Genomic DNA, 16,702 nt, shown 5'->3' with positions numbered 1-16,702 from the left:
CCTCCATTTTTTTTATTTGATATTTAATTGAATATATTCAGAATATTGTTCTACTATTCCTGTTAAAGAAATAAGTAGGCTCTCCAGTAAAACTTGAGATATTTTCATCTGCTCTTCAGTTAAGTCTTTAACCAGTTCTACATATAAGTAGCCGCCTTCAGCTTCATCGTTTTGTTCGATGATAGGAGTAACTCCAGTTAAAGCGGTCAAACTATTTGCAGTTCCGATCGTCAAAGCCGAAACAGCTGCACAGACGATGTCGCTGCCATAGGGTCCTGACTCGGCATGTCCCGTCACTTCGAAAGAAACAATGTTTCCTCTGTCGCTTCGTTTAATAAATGCTTGAATCAATTGGAAACACCTCTTTATTATGCGTTGATAGCATTGATGACAACTTTTGTATATGGTTGACGGTGACCTTTTTTGTTGTGGCTGTGTTTTTTAGGTCTGTATTTGAAAGTAGTTACTTTCTTTTGTTTACCATGTTTAGCTACAGTTCCTTCAACAGTTGCTCCTTCGATGAATGGAGCTCCCACTTTAGTGTCATCTCCACCAACTAAGATTACTTCGTTAAAGTTAACTGTTTCACCAGCTTCAACGTTTAATTTTTCGATGTAGATTTCTTGTCCAACTTCAACTTTAAGTTGTTTTCCACCTGTTTTGATAATTGCGTACATATATTCGCACCTCCTTGTTAGACTTAGACTCGCCGTCATGAGTGCCGTAATGGACTTGATAACTCAATTCCGCGCGGTTGTAGTTGTGGTGCTGCACATTTACAACATTAACATCTTACCAAATATAAAAGAAGCCGTCAATGTATTTTTCTCATTGACGGCTTCTTTATTCGATTTTTTAAGAAATAAATAAATCAGATGATACTGAACGAGTTCCGTATTGTTCTGCAAAATCGATATCATGTGTAACAATCAAGATGCCGGTCCCATCAGAGGCTATTTCTTGGATCATTCTACCAATACCATTAGCTGTGTCTCTATCCAGAGCAGAAGTCGGTTCATCAAAACATAAGATTTTTGGATTCAGCATCATTGCACGAGCAATTGCGGCACGTTGCTGCTGGCCCCCAGATAATGTCCCAGGATATACATTCTTCTTATCGCTGATCCCCATCTGCTGCAATAAGCTTTCAGCTTTTTGAACAGCTTGTTCTTTAGTCATCAACTTTTGAGCTAAAGGTGCTTCAAGGCAATTCTCGATGACCGTTAAATTAGGAAACAACTGGTAATCTTGAAACACCATCCCAATTTGATTGCCATATGTTTTTTGTTCTTTTTTTGAAACATAGTCCGCTTTTCCCTCAGCATTTTCTTTGCACAAGAAAGTATCGTCGATCACTATAGTTCCATTATCTGCTTTTTCTAGTTGGTTTAATAATCGCATCAATGTTGTTTTTCCTGTACCGGATTTTCCAACAAGAGTAACGATTTCTCCTGCGTCGATCGTGAAATCAAAATTTCTGATCACATCGATGCCATTAAATTGTTTAGTGACATTTGTTGCTTTCAACCCCATTTGAATCTTCTCCTTTAGTAATTCGATTTCTTCTCAATTGCATTTAAGGCTAATGTAACTAAGCCAGTGATGATCAGGTAAATTATCCCTACAGCTGCATAAGGCAGCAAGGACGCATACGTATTTGCTGCGATTTGACCTGCTCGTAACAATTCTCCCAGCCCTAAAATATAAATCAATGAAGTATCTTTCACTAAAGAAATCACTTCGTTTCCAACTGACGGCAATACCACACGCAAGACTTGCGGAATGATGATTTTGATAAATCCTCTAACACGCCCAATTCCTAATACATTGATCGCTTCAAATTGACCATTGGGAACAGATAAAATACCTCCGCGAAAAATTTCTGCATAATAAGCTGTGTAGTTGATAATGAACGTGAATACAGCTGCTGCAAACCGATCAAAAGTAATCCCTACAAGAGGCAATCCGAAAAAGACTACCATGAGCTGAAGCAATAAAGGTGTTCCTCTCATTACATAAATATAAACTTGTATGATCCACGAGATCCATTTAGGTGCATATACTCTTACACAAGCTACTAAAAACCCTAACGGAATGGTTACTACTACTATAATAAAAAATAATCCCAACGTTGTTTGCAGCCCGTTTATCAGACTAGGCATGATTTCAGTAATCAAATTCATTTTCTACACTCATCCTTTGCTTTGTTGCTTCATTTTAATCTGCGATCCATTTATTTTTTATCTCTGTTAAAGTGCCGTCTTTTTCCATATCAGCTAAAACTGCATTCAGTTTTTCTAAAAATACCGTATCAGATTTTCTGACTCCTACTGCTGTATTTTCTTCAGCAAATCCTTCTTCTAACACACGATACTTTTCAATTCCTTTTTGTTTCATATAATACCGTGCATATAATTCACTAACTGCAGCAGCATCACTTCTGCCGCTTTCTAAATCATTGAATACGTCATTATAGGATGGATATTGTATCACATCTTGGCCTTCGAAAGTATTCACAATGCCACTCTCATGATTTTTCAACAAATCTACCGTACTGGAAGATTGTTGCGAAGATACTACTTTGCCTTCTAAATCTTTCCAGTTGTTTATAGAGTTGTCCGCTAACACAACAAAAATTTGTCCTCCAGAAAGATATGGCGTAGTAAAATTGACTTTCTCTTTGCGCTCTTCTGTAACAGAATACCCGTTCCAAATAACATCAATATTTCCTGAATTAAGTTCTGTCTCTTTCATTGCCCAATCGATTGGCTGAAATTCCACTTTCATTCCTAACCGATCAGCTGCTTCTGTTGCCAAGTCTATATCCAACCCGACTAAGTTTCCTTCATTATCTCGAAACCCCATTGGTACAAAAGTATCATCTAAACCAACAACCAATGTATCTCCAGGTTCACCTGTAAAACCAGTCGTTTCTTCATTTGCTGAAGTTGCTTCTTTACCGCAAGCCAGTAAAAAAAGTGACAAAACTGCAATAAGTGTGACTAAGTTCATTTTTTTCAAAGTCATCAGTCCTTTTCAATAATATAGAAAACAGATTATTCTGCAAACCATTTTGCATAGATCTCGTCAAAGGTTCCATCAGATTTCATTTCTTCTAAAGCTGAATTGATTGCTTCTGTTAGTTTGTCATCTTCTTTGCGCATACCAACTGCGTATTCTTCTTCTCCAAAATTATCTTCCAATACACGGTACGCAATATCTGCATTTTGTTTCATGTAGTAACGGCCCAGCGTTTCATCTACTACGATTGCTTCACTTCTGCCAGATGCCAGATCGTTGAATACGTCATTGTTAGACGGGTAAAGAACCACTTCTCCATTAGCGAATGAATCAACGATATTTGAAGGGTCTGCATTGATCGCATCTACTGCACTAGAAGATTGTTGTGCTGCTACTGCTTTGCCTTTTAAGTCTTCTTTGCTTTGGATCTCGCTTTCTTCTAACACGATAATGATTTGGCTGTTTTCTAAATAAGGTGTACTAAAATCAACTTGTTCTTTTCTTTCATCTGTAATCGTATATCCGTTCCAGATAGCATCGATGTTTCCGCTCTTTAATTCAGTTTCTTTCAATGCCCAGTCAATAGATTGGTATTCAACTTCCACACCAATTTTTCCGGCAACTTCATTAGCTAGATCGATATCAAAACCAACGATCTCGCCTTCACTGTCTCTAAATCCCATCGGAGCAAAGGTATCATCTAACCCAACAACAATTTTTCCTTCTTCAATGATTTGATCATAAGAGTCAGTCTGACCTTCTGTAGATCCGCAACCTGCTAGTAGTGATGTTAAAATACCTAAACCCAAAAATGATTTCAATGCGTTTTTTTTCATGTGTACTTGCTCCTTTTGTGTATCTTTTTTTTTATTTTTACCAAATATTTTCAGCTGCAGTCTGAAAATACAAAAAATCGTCCTTTGATTTTCTTTTTAAAGAAAAATCAAAGGACGATTGACAATTACTATCGTGGTTCCACCTTTTTTCGCAAGTTCTTCACAGATACTTGCCTCATCACGTTCAAGACTACTAAACGCTAGTACTATAACGGGCACTCCCGGGTCAACTTACTAAATCAGTTCAGCTGCCAGCTCAGAGATGTGTGTTCAAAATTATTTCTTAGTTGCTTTCACCACCCGCAACTTCTCTTAAAAGATTTAATTCCTACTTTTTCTCTTCTTTGCTTTTAAAAAGACTATTTAATTTAAAGGTACTATATCATAATTATTTCTTTTTGCCAAATATTTTTTGCCAGAAACTTTGCTTTTCTGATTTCATCGACATCAATGGAACTGTTTCACCTAAAATTCTGCGCGCGATATTTCGATATCCTTGCGAAGCAGCATTTTTAGGATTCAATACAATTGGATCTCCGTTATTCGAAGAACGAACTACATCGTCGTCGTCGAAAATGATGCCTAATAAGTTGATAGATAAGTGACGAGTGATTTCATCTACATCCATCACTTCACCATCTTGCATCATTCGTTTACGAATACGGTTGATGATTAATTTAGGTTCTTCAATTTCAGTTTGTTCCAACAAGCCAATGATTCTATCTGCATCTCGTATAGCAGAAATCTCGGGTGTCGTTACTAAAATAGCTTCATCAGCCGCTGCAATGGAGTTCTTAAACCCTTGCTCGATCCCTGCTGGACAATCGATTAAGATATAATCATAATCTGTTCGCAGTTCTTCTACAATGTCGATCATTTGTTGTTCATTGATTGAGCTTTTATCTGCATTTTGTGCGGCAGGAAGCAAATACAAGTTATCATTGAATCGTTTATCTTTGATCAATGCTTGGTGTAATTTAGCTCTTTCTTCTACCACATCTACAATATCGTAAATGATTCGGTTTTCTAATCCTAAAATAACATCTAAGTTGCGCAACCCGATGTCCATATCGATCAAACACACTTTTTTCCCTTGTAATGCTAATGCAGTTCCTAAATTAGCCGTTGAAGTTGTTTTTCCAACTCCACCCTTACCGGAAGTAATGACAATCGCTGTACTCATTAAAATAATCCTCCTGTCACTTTATCGATAGACGGCTGTATTTTCTTTAACCGATCCAACGTCTCAAAAGATAAGATATGTAAATCATTTATATAGGCTACTTCTACTTTACTAGAAGGACTTTCTTCGTCTTCATTATCGATCACTTCAATGCTGTCAGCGATACGAATCTGAGCTTTAGTCAGAAAATCCGCTACGATAACAGCTGAAGTATCTCCTTCGATTCCTGCATGCGCCAATCCATGAAGTTCGCCAATAATAAAAATACTGCCTTTCGCACGGATCACGCCTCCAGGATGAACTTTTCCAATCAACAGAATATCTCCTGGAGCATCTATAATCTGTCCGCTTCTTACGGTTTGCACTTTCATTTCTAAGCTAACTTCTTTTTGCCATTCGATTGCTCGTTCATAAGTCAAAACATTTGAGGCAAATGATTTGATCGAAAAGTGACTATTCTCTTCAATTTTATTAGTCAGCTGGCTTTTTTGATCGTCATTCAATAAACGATTACCTGAATGTACTTCCAATTGTATATTTTGACGTGTTTCACCAGAAAGTTTTCGTTCTGCTCTTAGATGTTCAAGCAGACCATCCAATTCTTCCAGTAACTCTTCAAAAGAAGCTGTATCACTTAAGTTTAATAAAAAGCCATCCTTAATTCCCTTTAATGCAACATTCTGCTTCATTAAATCTTATCCCCCAATTTCAAAAGACTTACAAACCTATTTTTAATCGTGTGTGATAGCGTCAGCTAATTTTTTCAGCGGATAGTAAAGTACCAGCAATAATATAGTATTCAATACTAACGTTGGTCCTAAACGATTTGCTAAAAAAGTAGTAACATCAATGGTCGTTAAGTCGATAACCATATAAAATCCATATAATAAAAACTCCGTTAAGCTAAGTTGAAGAATCGTTATCATAATCAGCACCAATAAATTAGGATTTAGAATCTTTTTCAATTTATCGCTTAAATAAATGATCGCAGGGAGAAGTGAAGTATAGATCCCTAATATCCCTACATAATAACTGTCATACAGCAATCCGAGAAGGATCCCAAAAAGAATCATGTAGCTGCGATCGATATAGAATGCAAAAATAATCGTGCACACGATGATCAATCTAGGAACCATATCACTGGTAGGTGTGTACATCTGCGCAGAAAAAACTGTCGCGATCACTCCATCTAATAAAAGAGCTATAAACATCGTGAGCGGAACAAAAATATTGATTCTTGTTTTTTTCAGCATCCTTATTCCTCACTTCCAGACGCTCTTTGAATAATCGTCACAAAACGAATGTCGTTCATGTCAGCTGCAGGTTTGATGTAAGCTTCCATAGCTAAACCGTATGAGTCTAGCTTAATTTCATCGACAGTTCCGATCAATAAAGAGCTGGGTGACAAGCCGCCTAAACCTGACGTTACTACTTGATCCCCTTCTTTCAGTGTTGCATCAGTAATGATTTGATTCAAAATCAAACGATTTGTTTCAGCTTCATATCCGCTGATGATGCCATGAACAACTCCATTATCTGTCAACACCTGTGCTGAGACTCTGCCAGTGTTTTGATGAGAAGTCGTTACGAGCTGCACTTTAGAACTTGTTGGACTAACTTCAACAACTCGTCCGATATAGCCGTTTCCACCCATAACCGACATATTCATTTCAACACCATTCTGGCTTCCTTTATCAATAATCAACTGATCTACCCAATTGTCCGGGTTGCGTCCGATTACTGCACCATTGATGCTATTGTAATCGGTCAATGTTTCAGTTAAATCTAATTGCTCTTGCATTTTTTCATTATCTTGCTGTAAAGACGCTAATTTAGCTTCTGTTTCATATAATTGATCCATTTTGGATTTCAATGATTTGTTTTCTTCATAAGTGTCAATCAAACCTTCCACGGAATCAATAATGTTTACTACACCATTAGCCGGTTTACTGAATATTCTGCTGGTCAAAGCTGTTATATCGTTTGTAAAACGCTGGACGATTGGAGCATTCCCGCTTCCTGTGATAGAAAACGCTACTAGACCAAGAACAACGATTACACTGATTAATAAAATAATAAGTTTTTTATTTGAAAAAAACTGATTCAAAGTACCACCTCGTTGATTTTTACAGGCTGTGTATATTTTACCATAGGTTGCTCAAAATAAGCATACTGTTTTCGCATTTTATTTTGAGTTCTATAATACATTTTTGCCTATATAATGCAGAACAAATCCTTCACTCAAAAATAGCGGGATGGATAATCCATACCCGCTTGAAAAAAATCGTTTTATCTGTTTCCTCGTTTTTGGTAAACGTCTATATGTTTTAAAGCGTCTCCCGTACCGATTGCTACACAATCCAGTGGGTCGTTGGCTACAAACACAGGTACATCTGTTTCTTCTGCAATAACATCGCTGATATTTTTAAGAAGCGCTCCTCCGCCGGTCAATACGATACCGTGGTCGATAACATCCGCTGAGATCTCAGGCGAAGTTTCTTCCAATGTTTCTCTAACGGCAATAACGATGCCTTCTACTACTTCTTGAATCGCTTCAGCGATATCTACTGCTGAAATTTCAATCGTTTGTGGTAACCCAGTAAGTAAATCTCTACCCCTGATATCCATTGTGCCGTATTCAGCTGCTTTTTCAACTGACGCACATCCGATTTCTATTTTAATTTGTTCAGCCGTTCTTTCACCAATCAATAAATTATATTTCTTACGGATGTAATGAATAATGACTTCATCCATTCTGTCTCCAGCTAAACGGATTGTTCTGCTGCTGACGATTCCTCCTAATGAGATCGTTGCAACATCTGTTGTTCCACCTCCAATATCCACTACCATGCTTCCTGTTGGATCCATTACAGGCAAACCAGCACCGATAGCAGCTGCAAACGGTTCTTCGATGATGTATGCATCTTTTGCACCAGATAGGCGAGTAGCATCGATGACAGCACGTTTTTCAACTTCTGTCACACTGCTTGGCACACAAACTACCACGTAAGGTTTAGACGTTCTTTTGCCGATGGCCTTTTTAATATAATATTTCATCATTTCAGCAGTGATATTGAAATCCGCAATCACACCATTTTTCATTGGACGAATCGCAACGATCGACCCGGGAGTTCTTCCGATCATGTTTCTGGCTTCTTCACCAACTGATACGATTTCTCCCGTATTGATGTCTTTAGCTACCACTGATGGTTCTCTTAAAACGATACCTTTTCCTTCTACGAAGACATTAGTATTAGCTGTCCCCAAATCTATTCCTATGTTTTTACTTCCAAAATTAAACACGCTTTTCATCCTCTCAATTGTCTAATCATACTATTTATTTTCTCTTTTAAAGAAAAAGATTAGACTTCCCCAGAAACGTTTCTTTGAACGTTCCGCATTTTTCCGCTTTTAATATCATACTTCAAATTGAAATCAGACGCATTAATAACACTTATTTTTAATGTAAATTTAAGTAGCTCTCAATAGTTTCGTAATCTTTGCAATTGAGACCATTTTATTTAAAGCTATATTCAGTATACAATTTTATAGACACAATATAAAGGTGTACTGTTAATTCCCTTCATATTTTATCCATTTAGTCATACTTTATTTTCTTTTCGCTTCTTGATCCTGCATAAATTTTGTCCTAATCTTTCTTTCTACACTATTTTAACCTAATTTATTTTTTAAAACACAAAAAAACAGTCTAGTTTACACTAGACTGTTTAGCTAACTGATAAATTTTTAAATGTTTAAATTTAATTAAATTTTGTTAACGTTAGCAGCTTGAGGTCCACGGTTACCTTCTTCTACGTCGAAAGAAACTGCTTGGCCTTCTTCTAAAGTTTTGAATCCGTCTCCTTGGATAGCTGAGAAATGTACGAATACATCGTCTGCGCCTTCGCGTTCGATAAATCCAAATCCTTTTTCTGCGTTAAACCATTTTACTGTACCTTGCTCCATGAAAAATTCCTCCTCGTGCTTGTAAGCACTATATAATTCACATTGTTGCTGACGGTACGATTCGGAATGTTTTGAAACAATTCTTTTTTCCACCTAACAAAATGCTAACTAAAGTATAACATGATAAAAAAATCTTAGCAACCTATAATGCACTCTTTTTTAAATTCTTTTTGTCTTCTCACTCCCATCCCCATGACTATCAGCTTTCACCTTTAAAAAATACCAAGCTCCTTTAAACTGGCGTAGTCGTTTTGTCCTACGATAATGTGATCCAACAATTCTACTCCCATTAAATCACCGCATTCTGCTACACGTTTTGTAAATAAGAAATCTGCCTCTGACGGCTTTGGACAGCCAGACGGGTGATTATGAACAATCACTATTTTTGCAGCTGAATATCGTACTGCCCCTTTAAATATTTCCCTTGGGTGTGCCACACTTGAGCTCAAACCACCCTTGAAGATCGTTTCTTTTTTGATGATTTCATTTTTCGTATTTAAGAACAGCACCACGACATGTTCTTGCTGCAAGTCGCCCATCTCGGCAGACATCATTTCACCTATTTGCCGACTGGAAGTGATTTGCCCAGTTTTTATTTGCGGAGCTTGAGCGATTCTTATTCCTAATTCAATAGCAGCTTTTAATTCAATAGCTTTTGTTTTCCCAACACCAGATATCATAACCAGTTCCTCTAATGAAACATGTTTTAAGTAATACAAGTCATCAAAAGTAGTCAAAATATCCAAAGCAACCGATACAACATTTGCACCTTTTACTCCTGTACGTAATAGTATCGCCAATAATTCATGATTTGATAAAGCTTTTTCGCCGTACTGCTCCAGTCTTTCTCTTGGCCGAGACTGGACAGGCATTTCTGCTAATAAGTTCGTTTGATTTGATAACACAAAAAAACCTCCTTTGGCATAATATATGCAAAGAAGGTGTTGTTTTGTTTTTAATTTGAAAGAATCCAATTATTTTGAAGAAATTTTTTCACTTCAAACAAATCTTTTTGGATAGCTAACGATTTTTCCTCAGCTTCTTTAGTAGGCTGGAACAAATCAGGAACCATGATAACTGGAATATCTGCATCGAATGCTGCTCGTATACCATTCATTGAGTCTTCAAGAATCACTGTTTCTTCTTTTTCTCCATCGAATAAATTCCAAGCTTTCTCGAATATTTCCGGACTAGGTTTAGCAAACTCCACTTGATCCCTAGAAACGATCTCATCAAAATAATGAGCGATTCCAGCACTATTGATACACAGATCTATCATGTCTCTTCTGCTGCTTGAAGCGATTCCTTTTCGAATGCCCTTCTCTTCTAGAAAAGCCAACATTTCTTTTAGCCCAGGTTTAATCAAGATACCTGCTGATTCGATATGGTCTAACAAATAAACGCGGCTTTTTTCAATAAACGTATCTACTTTTTGTTCGTCGTCAAAATCTTTATACATGTTGGCAAAAAATTCTTCATCAGAAGCTCCAATGTATCTTTCGTAATACTCGTAAGTAAATGACAATCCTATTTCATCTGCAGCTTTTTGATTAGCTGTGTAATACATCATTTCTGTGTCGAACATCAAACCATCCATATCAAATATAACTGTTTTTAATTGTTTCATCCAAATCCCCCTAATGACTTAATCAGCGGCTAACAATTCACGCCGTACTTCAGAAATAAAATACAATGATCCTGTAATGAATAATACTCCGCCTTCACCCATTGTTTCCAACTCAGACAACAACCCTGCTTGCCACTGTTCATAATAAGTGATTCCTGAACGAATATATGGTCTAAGTTCTTCATTCGTTGCAGCTTTAGGTGAATCAAAGGTCGTCAGACCCAGTTGAGCATTCGGCAGACTCTGAATCAGATCCACCATTTGCTGAATATCTTTGTTGACGACAGCTGAAAATATAATTCGTACTTCTTGTTCAGGAAAGTCGTTTTTGATTGTTTCCACCAGACGCTCAACACCAGGTTCATTGTGAGCACCATCCAATACAATGATCGGCTCATCACTGATTTTTTCCATCCTGCCTGGCCAGAAGGCTCTTTTCAACCCTCTCAATAAAGCTTCGTGTTTGAGAGTGAGTTGTTTTCTTTCTGCATATAATTCCACTGCTTTAATAGCTGCTGCAGCATTTTCTACTTGGTGTTTCCCCAGCATAGAAAGTTGGATCGTTCTCAACCGCAATACGTCATCTTCGAAAGTAAACTGTTCTCCCCATGTTGGCAATGTATGCCAGTCTGAGACCGAAAAATCAGTTGCATACTCATAAAGAGGGCTCTGACACTCCAACGCTAGTTGCTTAATCTCTTCCAGTGCTTCATAAGGGATATTCCCAGTTACTACAGGAACAGCAGGTTTGATGATGCCTGCCTTTTGCTTAGCTATCTCGGGTAAAGTATCACCCAGTATGGCCATATGATCCATACCGATCGTCGTGATGACAGACACTTCAGGCAGCACGATATTGGTTGAATCATACAACCCTCCTAAACCGACTTCTATAACCGCAATATCTACATGTCCTTCTCCAAAATAAGTAAACATCATAGCTGTGATCACTTCAAATTCGCTTGGACCGCCTAGTTCCGTTTGCTCCAGCTCTTGGGCCAAAGGATAAACTTTATTCGCCAACCGCACAATCTCATCGTTTTCTATCGGCTCGCCATTGACACTGATTCGCTCATTGAATACCTCAATAAAAGGAGAAGTGAAAGTCCCTACGACCAATCCATGCTCTTCCAGCATGTTGCGAATAAACGTAACCGTCGATCCTTTTCCATTAGTACCAGCTACATGGATCGCCGGTGTAATTTTTTCAGGATGCCCTAACCGTTCCATCATCCATTCCATGCGCTTTAATCCCGGCTTTTTACCAAATGTTCGAATGCCGTGGATCCAATTCAATGCTTCTTCATAAGTCTTCCACATATCTTCCCACCGTTCTTCCATTAAACTGCTTTCCATATTATTATAAGATACTTTGTATCGATTTGCAGTAGAAAAAGCTGTACCCTTTTCAGGACACAGCTTTTTCTATTGGCACTTCGTTAGATCTTATAAGAATTTTTGTTTTAGAACTGTGATTCTGTCGCTTACTGTTGCTTGTTTTTCCAAGTACTCAGCTTCTTTAGCTTTTTCTTCTAGAACAATTTTTTCTGGAGCATTATTGACGAATTTCGCATTCGACAATTTGCCTTGAACGCGTTGAACTTCTTTGTTCCATTTGTCCAATTCTTTTTCCAAACGAGCGATTTCTTCTTCAATATTGATCAATCCAGCCAACGGAAGGTAAATCTCAGCCCCTGTAATAATAGCTGTCATCGCTTCTTCTGGTGCTTCAATAGTCTTAGAGATCGTCAATATTTCCGGATTACAGAAACGTTCGATATAAGATGTGTTCTCTTTTAAGAACGCTTCAATGGTATCGTCATTTGTCTTGATTAGGATATTGATTTTTTTCGATAATGGAGTATTTACTTCTGAACGGATATTTCGCACTGAACGGATCAATTCCATCAATACATCCATCCCTTTTGAAGCTGCTTTATCGGACAATTCTGGTTGAACCGTTGGATATGCCGCTACTACAAGCGATTCCCCTTCATGTGGAATGTTTTCCCAAATTTCTTCAGTCACAAAAGGCATGATCGGGTGCAGCAAACGTAAAATTTGATCCAAAACGTGAGCCAAGATACTTCTTGTCGTCAACTTCGCTTCTTCGTCTTCGCCAAATAAAATTTCTTTACTCATTTCAATATACCAGTCACAGAAATCATCCCAAATGAAATGATACAAATGACGACCAGCTTCACCGATTTCATACTTGTCTGTCAATTCCGTAACAGATTGGATCGTTTCATTTAATTTCGTTAAGATCCAACGGTCGGCTACTGTTTTTTCTCTCGTTAAATCAATGTCTTTTACTTCCAGATCCTCTAAGTTCATCAAAACGAATCGGCTAGCATTCCAAATTTTATTGATAAAGTTCCAAGCCGCGTCCATTTTATCATAGCTGAAACGAACATCTTGACCTGGAGCAGAACCGGTAGATAAGAACCAGCGCATAGCGTCTGCACCGTATTTGTCGATAATGTCCATTGGGTCGATACCATTTCCTAGTGACTTGCTCATCTTGCGTCCTTGCTCGTCACGGATCAATCCGTGAATCAACACATCTTTAAACGGCTGTTCATTGGTAAATTCTAAACTTTGGAAAATCATACGGCTTACCCAGAAGAAGATAATGTCGTAACCCGTCACCAATGTACTGGTCGGGAAATAACGTTTAAAGTCTTCTGCATTTTCATTTGGCCAACCCATTGTTGAGAACGGCCATAATGCTGAACTGAACCATGTGTCCAATACATCAGGATCTTGTTCCCAATTTTCAACATCTGCCGGGTCTTCCATTCCTACATACATTTCTCCAGTTTCTTTGTGGTACCAAGCTGGAATTCTGTGCCCCCACCATAATTGTCTAGAAATAACCCAGTCATGAACGTTTTCCATCCATTGAGTATACGTTTTTTCAAATCGTTCTGGGACGAAATTGACTTTTTTGTCTGTCGCTTGGTTTTCCAAAGCTTCTTTAGCTAATGGTGCCATTTTAACAAACCATTGAGTAGACAAACGAGGTTCCACCACTACTCCAGTACGCTCAGAATGTCCAACGCTGTGGACCATTTTTTCTACTTTCACTAAACGACCTTCAGCTTCCAGATCTTTAATGACAGCTTTTCTAGCTTCAAAACGGTCCATTCCTGCATATTTCCCTGCAGTTTCATTCATAGATCCATCACCGTTCATCACATTGACACGAGGAAGATCGTGTCGATTCCCTACTTCAAAGTCATTCGGGTCGTGGGCAGGAGTTATTTTAACCACTCCAGTACCAAATTCCATGTCAACATAATCATCCGCAATGATCGGTATCTCACGATTCATCAATGGCAATGTAACAGTTTTACCAATCAATCCTTGATAACGTTCATCGTCAGGATGTACAGCTACTGCAGTATCTCCCAGCATCGTTTCAGGACGCGTTGTAGCAATTTCCACTTCACCACTGCCATCTGCTAACGGGTAAGTCATGTGGTAAAAAGCACCTTCGATATCTTTATGGATCACTTCGATATCCGATAAAGCTGTTTTAGCTTTAGGATCCCAGTTGATGATGTATTCACCGCGATAAATCAATTCTTTTTCATACATGGTTACGAATACTTTACGAACGGCTTCTGATAATCCCTCATCTAATGTGAAACGCTCGCGGCTATAGTCAACAGAGATTCCAACTTTTGCCCATTGCTCACGAATGACACTAGCATAGTCTTCTTTCCATTCCCATACTTTATCGATGAAGTTTTCTCTTCCTAGATCGTAACGGGAGATGCCTTCTTCAGCTAGTTTTGCTTCTACTTTGGCTTGAGTTGCGATCCCAGCATGGTCCATTCCCGGCAACCATAATGTATCGTAACCTTGCATGCGTTTTTGACGCACTAAAATATCTTGTAGCGTTGTATCCCAGGCATGTCCTAAATGCAGTTTACCTGTAACGTTCGGTGGTGGAATAACCACTGAATAAGGTTCTTTCGTTTTATCTCCACTTGGTTTGAACAAATCTTTTTCCAACCATTTTTCATAACGACCAGCCTCAACTTCATTCGGCTGATATTTCGTCGGCATTGTGATTTCTTTTGCCATGCTGAACACTCCTTTTCTTTTTTATCCTGTATTCTGCTGAAAAAACTAAAAAAGCACCCATCCTGATCTATTATTAGGACGAATGCTTTTGGATTCGCGGTACCACCTATATTGCCTATCCAATATACTGGATAGACCACTTCATTCACGTTAGTAACGAAACGTTAGTCCGGACAAAGCTACTCTTCATTCACTCTGTCAGCTCCCAAGCTACCTTCATTCCAGTTCAATTAAGGACTCCCACCAAGCATCCTTTTCTCTTCAAATTGAAACCTGAAACTACTCCTCTTGTTCATCGCTTTATTCCTTAATAGAATAGCATGTTCATTTTTAAAATTCAATAACGAATATACGAGTTTATTTCTTCGCCAATTTGTTTTCTCTTTTCACCAATTGACTATCATAATTCAAGATCTTTTGATCTAATCGATCAAGCGTTTTTTGCATTTGACCGATTCGTTCTTGCAATTCGCTTCGTTGTTCTTGCAGTAAAGTATAACGCTCTTCAATAGTACTGTCGCCTTCTTTAAATAAATGCAGGTACTCGGACAACACGTTGATTGACAAACCCGCAGTCCGCATACGTTTAGCAAATTCAATCCATTTGAAATCTTCTTCTTTATAGTTTCGATTTCCATTACGATCTCTATCAACTGTTGGAATCAACCCGATTTTTTCGTAGTAACGAAGGGTATCAGCAGAGACGCCTGCAACTTGACTAGCTTTTGAAATATTCATATAACCGTCTCCACTCCAATAGTAGGTCGAATAACTTCCAACAAAGAAAAAACTTTCTCTACACTATCAAATTCATATTTGAAAATACAGCAGTTCGGAAAGCCTTTTTTTAGTTCATCAGCTGGATCTTGCCAGTGTCCTAGAAATTGATAGCAAGCTCCTCCGTGAGAGACGGCTAAAACAGTCTGATGATCATCAACTTCCATAATTTCTGTACAGGTTTTTACCATTCGTTCTCTGACTTGAGCTCTAGATTCTCCGCCATAATCCAGATAAAAGGTGCCATATACTTTTTTGTCCTGTGGATGCAGGTCTTCGCTTTCTCCCTCGAATACACCGTAATTCATTTCCTTTAAGCCTTTTAAACGTTTATACGGCATTTGATAATTCGTAGAGATTTCTAACCTATCACATGCTCTTTCTGAAGTAGAGCTGTATGCGTGGTCCAACGGAATGTCTTTAAAGTATTCACCTGCTTCTTTAGCTTGTTGGATACCCAATTTCGTTAACGGTGAATCACAGGCTCCTTGTATTTTTCGTCTCATATTAAATAAAGTCTGCCCGTGCCGCATAAGATTAAATATTTTTTCCATATTTCCACTCCTCATTAATTGATAGCGTTTTTATTTTATAGTAACACTTGGAGTCTACTCTAAGTCAATAAGAGAATGTGTATATGAAAAAAATCAAGTGAATCGCCACTTGATTTTTATCTTAGTTATTCAGTTTATCGAGCAGATATTGCAGCTTCGATCACCGCTTCATAATCTGGTTCATCCACCATTTCAGGAACAATTTCTTGGTAAACGATCTTTCCTTTTCTGTCAATCACAAAAACGGAACGTGCCAACTTCTTTAATCCAGGCATATATAATCCGTAAGCTTGAGCAAAAGTCAGACTTGTATCATGCAGCATTTCCATATCTAATCCTTCTCCTGCGCACCAATTCCGTTGCTGATCTTCTGTGTTATTTGAAATCGTCAGTAACTGCACGCCTTCAATGTTGCTGGCTTTTTCGTTGAACACTCTTGTTTGTTGAGCGCATACGCGTGTGTCAATATCCGGTATAACACTGATTACGATGACTTGATTTGTAAAATCTGCCAGCGATACTTGATCTTCATTTAAATTAGACAATGAAAAACCAGGTGCTTTTTCCCCAACTGCAGGTTGTGTTCCTTCTAATTGATACGGTGTACCTTTTCTTGTGATTTCCATTTCATCCACTCCTATAC

At 38.1% G+C, this 16,702-nt stretch carries 20 protein-coding genes and 3 other annotated features; of the genes, 1 reads left to right on the top strand and 19 read right to left on the bottom strand.

Going from position 1 to position 16,702, the window contains the following annotated elements:
- Window positions 1–12 precede the first annotated feature (12 nt).
- Together ACE025_RS09410 and rplU are read right to left on the bottom strand one after the other, a co-directional pair.
- Window positions 13–351, bottom strand: coding sequence for a ribosomal-processing cysteine protease Prp (locus tag ACE025_RS09410; protein ID WP_485939431.1), 339 nt, complete (start codon window positions 349–351; stop codon window positions 13–15).
- Between the two features lie 17 nt (window positions 352–368).
- Complete coding sequence (rplU, locus tag ACE025_RS09405; RefSeq protein WP_092479647.1) at window positions 369–677, bottom strand: 50S ribosomal protein L21; 309 nt, start codon at window positions 675–677, stop codon at window positions 369–371.
- A 15-nt stretch (window positions 678–692) separates the two neighbouring features.
- Window positions 693–766: a sequence feature (ribosomal protein L21 leader region), on the bottom strand.
- Here rplU and ACE025_RS09400 point away from each other — a divergent pair.
- The gene (locus ACE025_RS09400; protein ID WP_485939430.1) at window positions 727–870 is read left to right on the top strand and encodes a hypothetical protein; all 144 of its coding nucleotides are present in this window, start codon (window positions 727–729) and stop codon (window positions 868–870) included. It overlaps the preceding feature by 40 nt.
- Here ACE025_RS09400 and ACE025_RS09395 read toward each other — a convergent pair.
- The 17 genes from ACE025_RS09395 to tpx form a co-directional block, all read right to left on the bottom strand.
- On the bottom strand, window positions 856–1,533 hold the full coding sequence (locus tag ACE025_RS09395; protein ID WP_485939429.1) for an amino acid ABC transporter ATP-binding protein: 678 nt from the start codon (window positions 1,531–1,533) through the stop codon (window positions 856–858). The genes ACE025_RS09400 and ACE025_RS09395 overlap by 15 nt on opposite strands.
- A gap of 14 nt (window positions 1,534–1,547) precedes the next feature.
- Window positions 1,548–2,183, bottom strand: coding sequence for an amino acid ABC transporter permease (locus tag ACE025_RS09390; RefSeq protein WP_485939428.1), 636 nt, complete (start codon window positions 2,181–2,183; stop codon window positions 1,548–1,550).
- A 34-nt stretch (window positions 2,184–2,217) separates the two neighbouring features.
- Window positions 2,218–3,012, bottom strand: coding sequence for an amino acid ABC transporter substrate-binding protein (locus ACE025_RS09385; RefSeq protein ID WP_485939427.1), 795 nt, complete (start codon window positions 3,010–3,012; stop codon window positions 2,218–2,220).
- 44 nt (window positions 3,013–3,056) lie between these two features.
- Entirely contained in the window at window positions 3,057–3,857 is an 801-nt protein-coding gene (locus ACE025_RS09380) for an amino acid ABC transporter substrate-binding protein (RefSeq protein WP_485939426.1), read from the bottom strand.
- A 107-nt stretch (window positions 3,858–3,964) separates the two neighbouring features.
- Window positions 3,965–4,211: a binding site (T-box leader), on the bottom strand.
- Window positions 4,212–4,245: 34 nt separating this feature from the next.
- Window positions 4,246–5,040 carry a septum site-determining protein MinD gene (gene minD / locus ACE025_RS09375; protein ID WP_485939425.1) on the bottom strand — a complete coding sequence of 265 codons (795 nt, stop codon included), beginning with the start codon at window positions 5,038–5,040 and terminating at the stop codon, window positions 4,246–4,248.
- A complete protein-coding gene (locus ACE025_RS09370) occupies window positions 5,040–5,729 on the bottom strand; it encodes a septum site-determining protein MinC (RefSeq protein WP_485939424.1) in 690 nt (229 codons plus the stop codon). The genes minD and ACE025_RS09370 overlap by 1 nt, the downstream gene beginning before the upstream one ends.
- 42 nt (window positions 5,730–5,771) lie before the next feature.
- Window positions 5,772–6,293, bottom strand: coding sequence for a rod shape-determining protein MreD (gene mreD, locus ACE025_RS09365; RefSeq protein WP_485939423.1), 522 nt, complete (start codon window positions 6,291–6,293; stop codon window positions 5,772–5,774).
- A gap of 2 nt (window positions 6,294–6,295) precedes the next feature.
- Window positions 6,296–7,147: a rod shape-determining protein MreC gene (mreC, locus tag ACE025_RS09360; protein ID WP_485939422.1), complete on the bottom strand. Its 852-nt coding sequence runs from the start codon at window positions 7,145–7,147 to the stop codon at window positions 6,296–6,298.
- Window positions 7,148–7,329: 182 nt separating this feature from the next.
- Window positions 7,330–8,343 (bottom strand): rod shape-determining protein, encoded by a 1,014-nt coding sequence (locus ACE025_RS09355; protein ID WP_485939421.1) that lies wholly within the window; start codon window positions 8,341–8,343, stop codon window positions 7,330–7,332.
- Between the two features lie 462 nt (window positions 8,344–8,805).
- Window positions 8,806–9,006, bottom strand: coding sequence for a cold-shock protein (locus ACE025_RS09350; RefSeq protein ID WP_204210628.1), 201 nt, complete (start codon window positions 9,004–9,006; stop codon window positions 8,806–8,808).
- Window positions 9,007–9,218: 212 nt separating this feature from the next.
- Window positions 9,219–9,878 carry a RadC family protein gene (gene radC, locus ACE025_RS09345; RefSeq protein ID WP_485940080.1) on the bottom strand — a complete coding sequence of 220 codons (660 nt, stop codon included), beginning with the start codon at window positions 9,876–9,878 and terminating at the stop codon, window positions 9,219–9,221.
- A gap of 83 nt (window positions 9,879–9,961) precedes the next feature.
- On the bottom strand, window positions 9,962–10,633 hold the full coding sequence (locus tag ACE025_RS09340) for an HAD family hydrolase (RefSeq protein WP_485939420.1): 672 nt from the start codon (window positions 10,631–10,633) through the stop codon (window positions 9,962–9,964).
- An 18-nt stretch (window positions 10,634–10,651) separates the two neighbouring features.
- Window positions 10,652–11,989 (bottom strand): bifunctional folylpolyglutamate synthase/dihydrofolate synthase, encoded by a 1,338-nt coding sequence (locus tag ACE025_RS09335; RefSeq protein WP_485939419.1) that lies wholly within the window; start codon window positions 11,987–11,989, stop codon window positions 10,652–10,654.
- 90 nt (window positions 11,990–12,079) lie between these two features.
- Entirely contained in the window at window positions 12,080–14,728 is a 2,649-nt protein-coding gene (locus ACE025_RS09330) for a valine--tRNA ligase (RefSeq protein ID WP_485939418.1), read from the bottom strand.
- Between the two features lie 71 nt (window positions 14,729–14,799).
- Window positions 14,800–15,033: a binding site (T-box leader), on the bottom strand.
- A 52-nt stretch (window positions 15,034–15,085) separates the two neighbouring features.
- Window positions 15,086–15,466: a MerR family transcriptional regulator gene (locus tag ACE025_RS09325; RefSeq protein ID WP_485939417.1), complete on the bottom strand. Its 381-nt coding sequence runs from the start codon at window positions 15,464–15,466 to the stop codon at window positions 15,086–15,088.
- Window positions 15,463–16,059, bottom strand: coding sequence for a histidine phosphatase family protein (locus ACE025_RS09320; protein WP_485939416.1), 597 nt, complete (start codon window positions 16,057–16,059; stop codon window positions 15,463–15,465). Before ACE025_RS09320 ends, ACE025_RS09325 begins: the two co-directional genes overlap by 4 nt.
- A 134-nt stretch (window positions 16,060–16,193) precedes the next feature.
- On the bottom strand, window positions 16,194–16,685 hold the full coding sequence (tpx, locus tag ACE025_RS09315) for a thiol peroxidase (protein ID WP_485939415.1): 492 nt from the start codon (window positions 16,683–16,685) through the stop codon (window positions 16,194–16,196).
- Window positions 16,686–16,702: the final 17 nt, after the last annotated feature.

Source organism: Desemzia sp. AGC72, from assembly GCF_057334175.1.
Note: the sequence above shows the minus strand (reverse complement) of the source record. Positions and strands in the feature narration are given on the sequence as shown.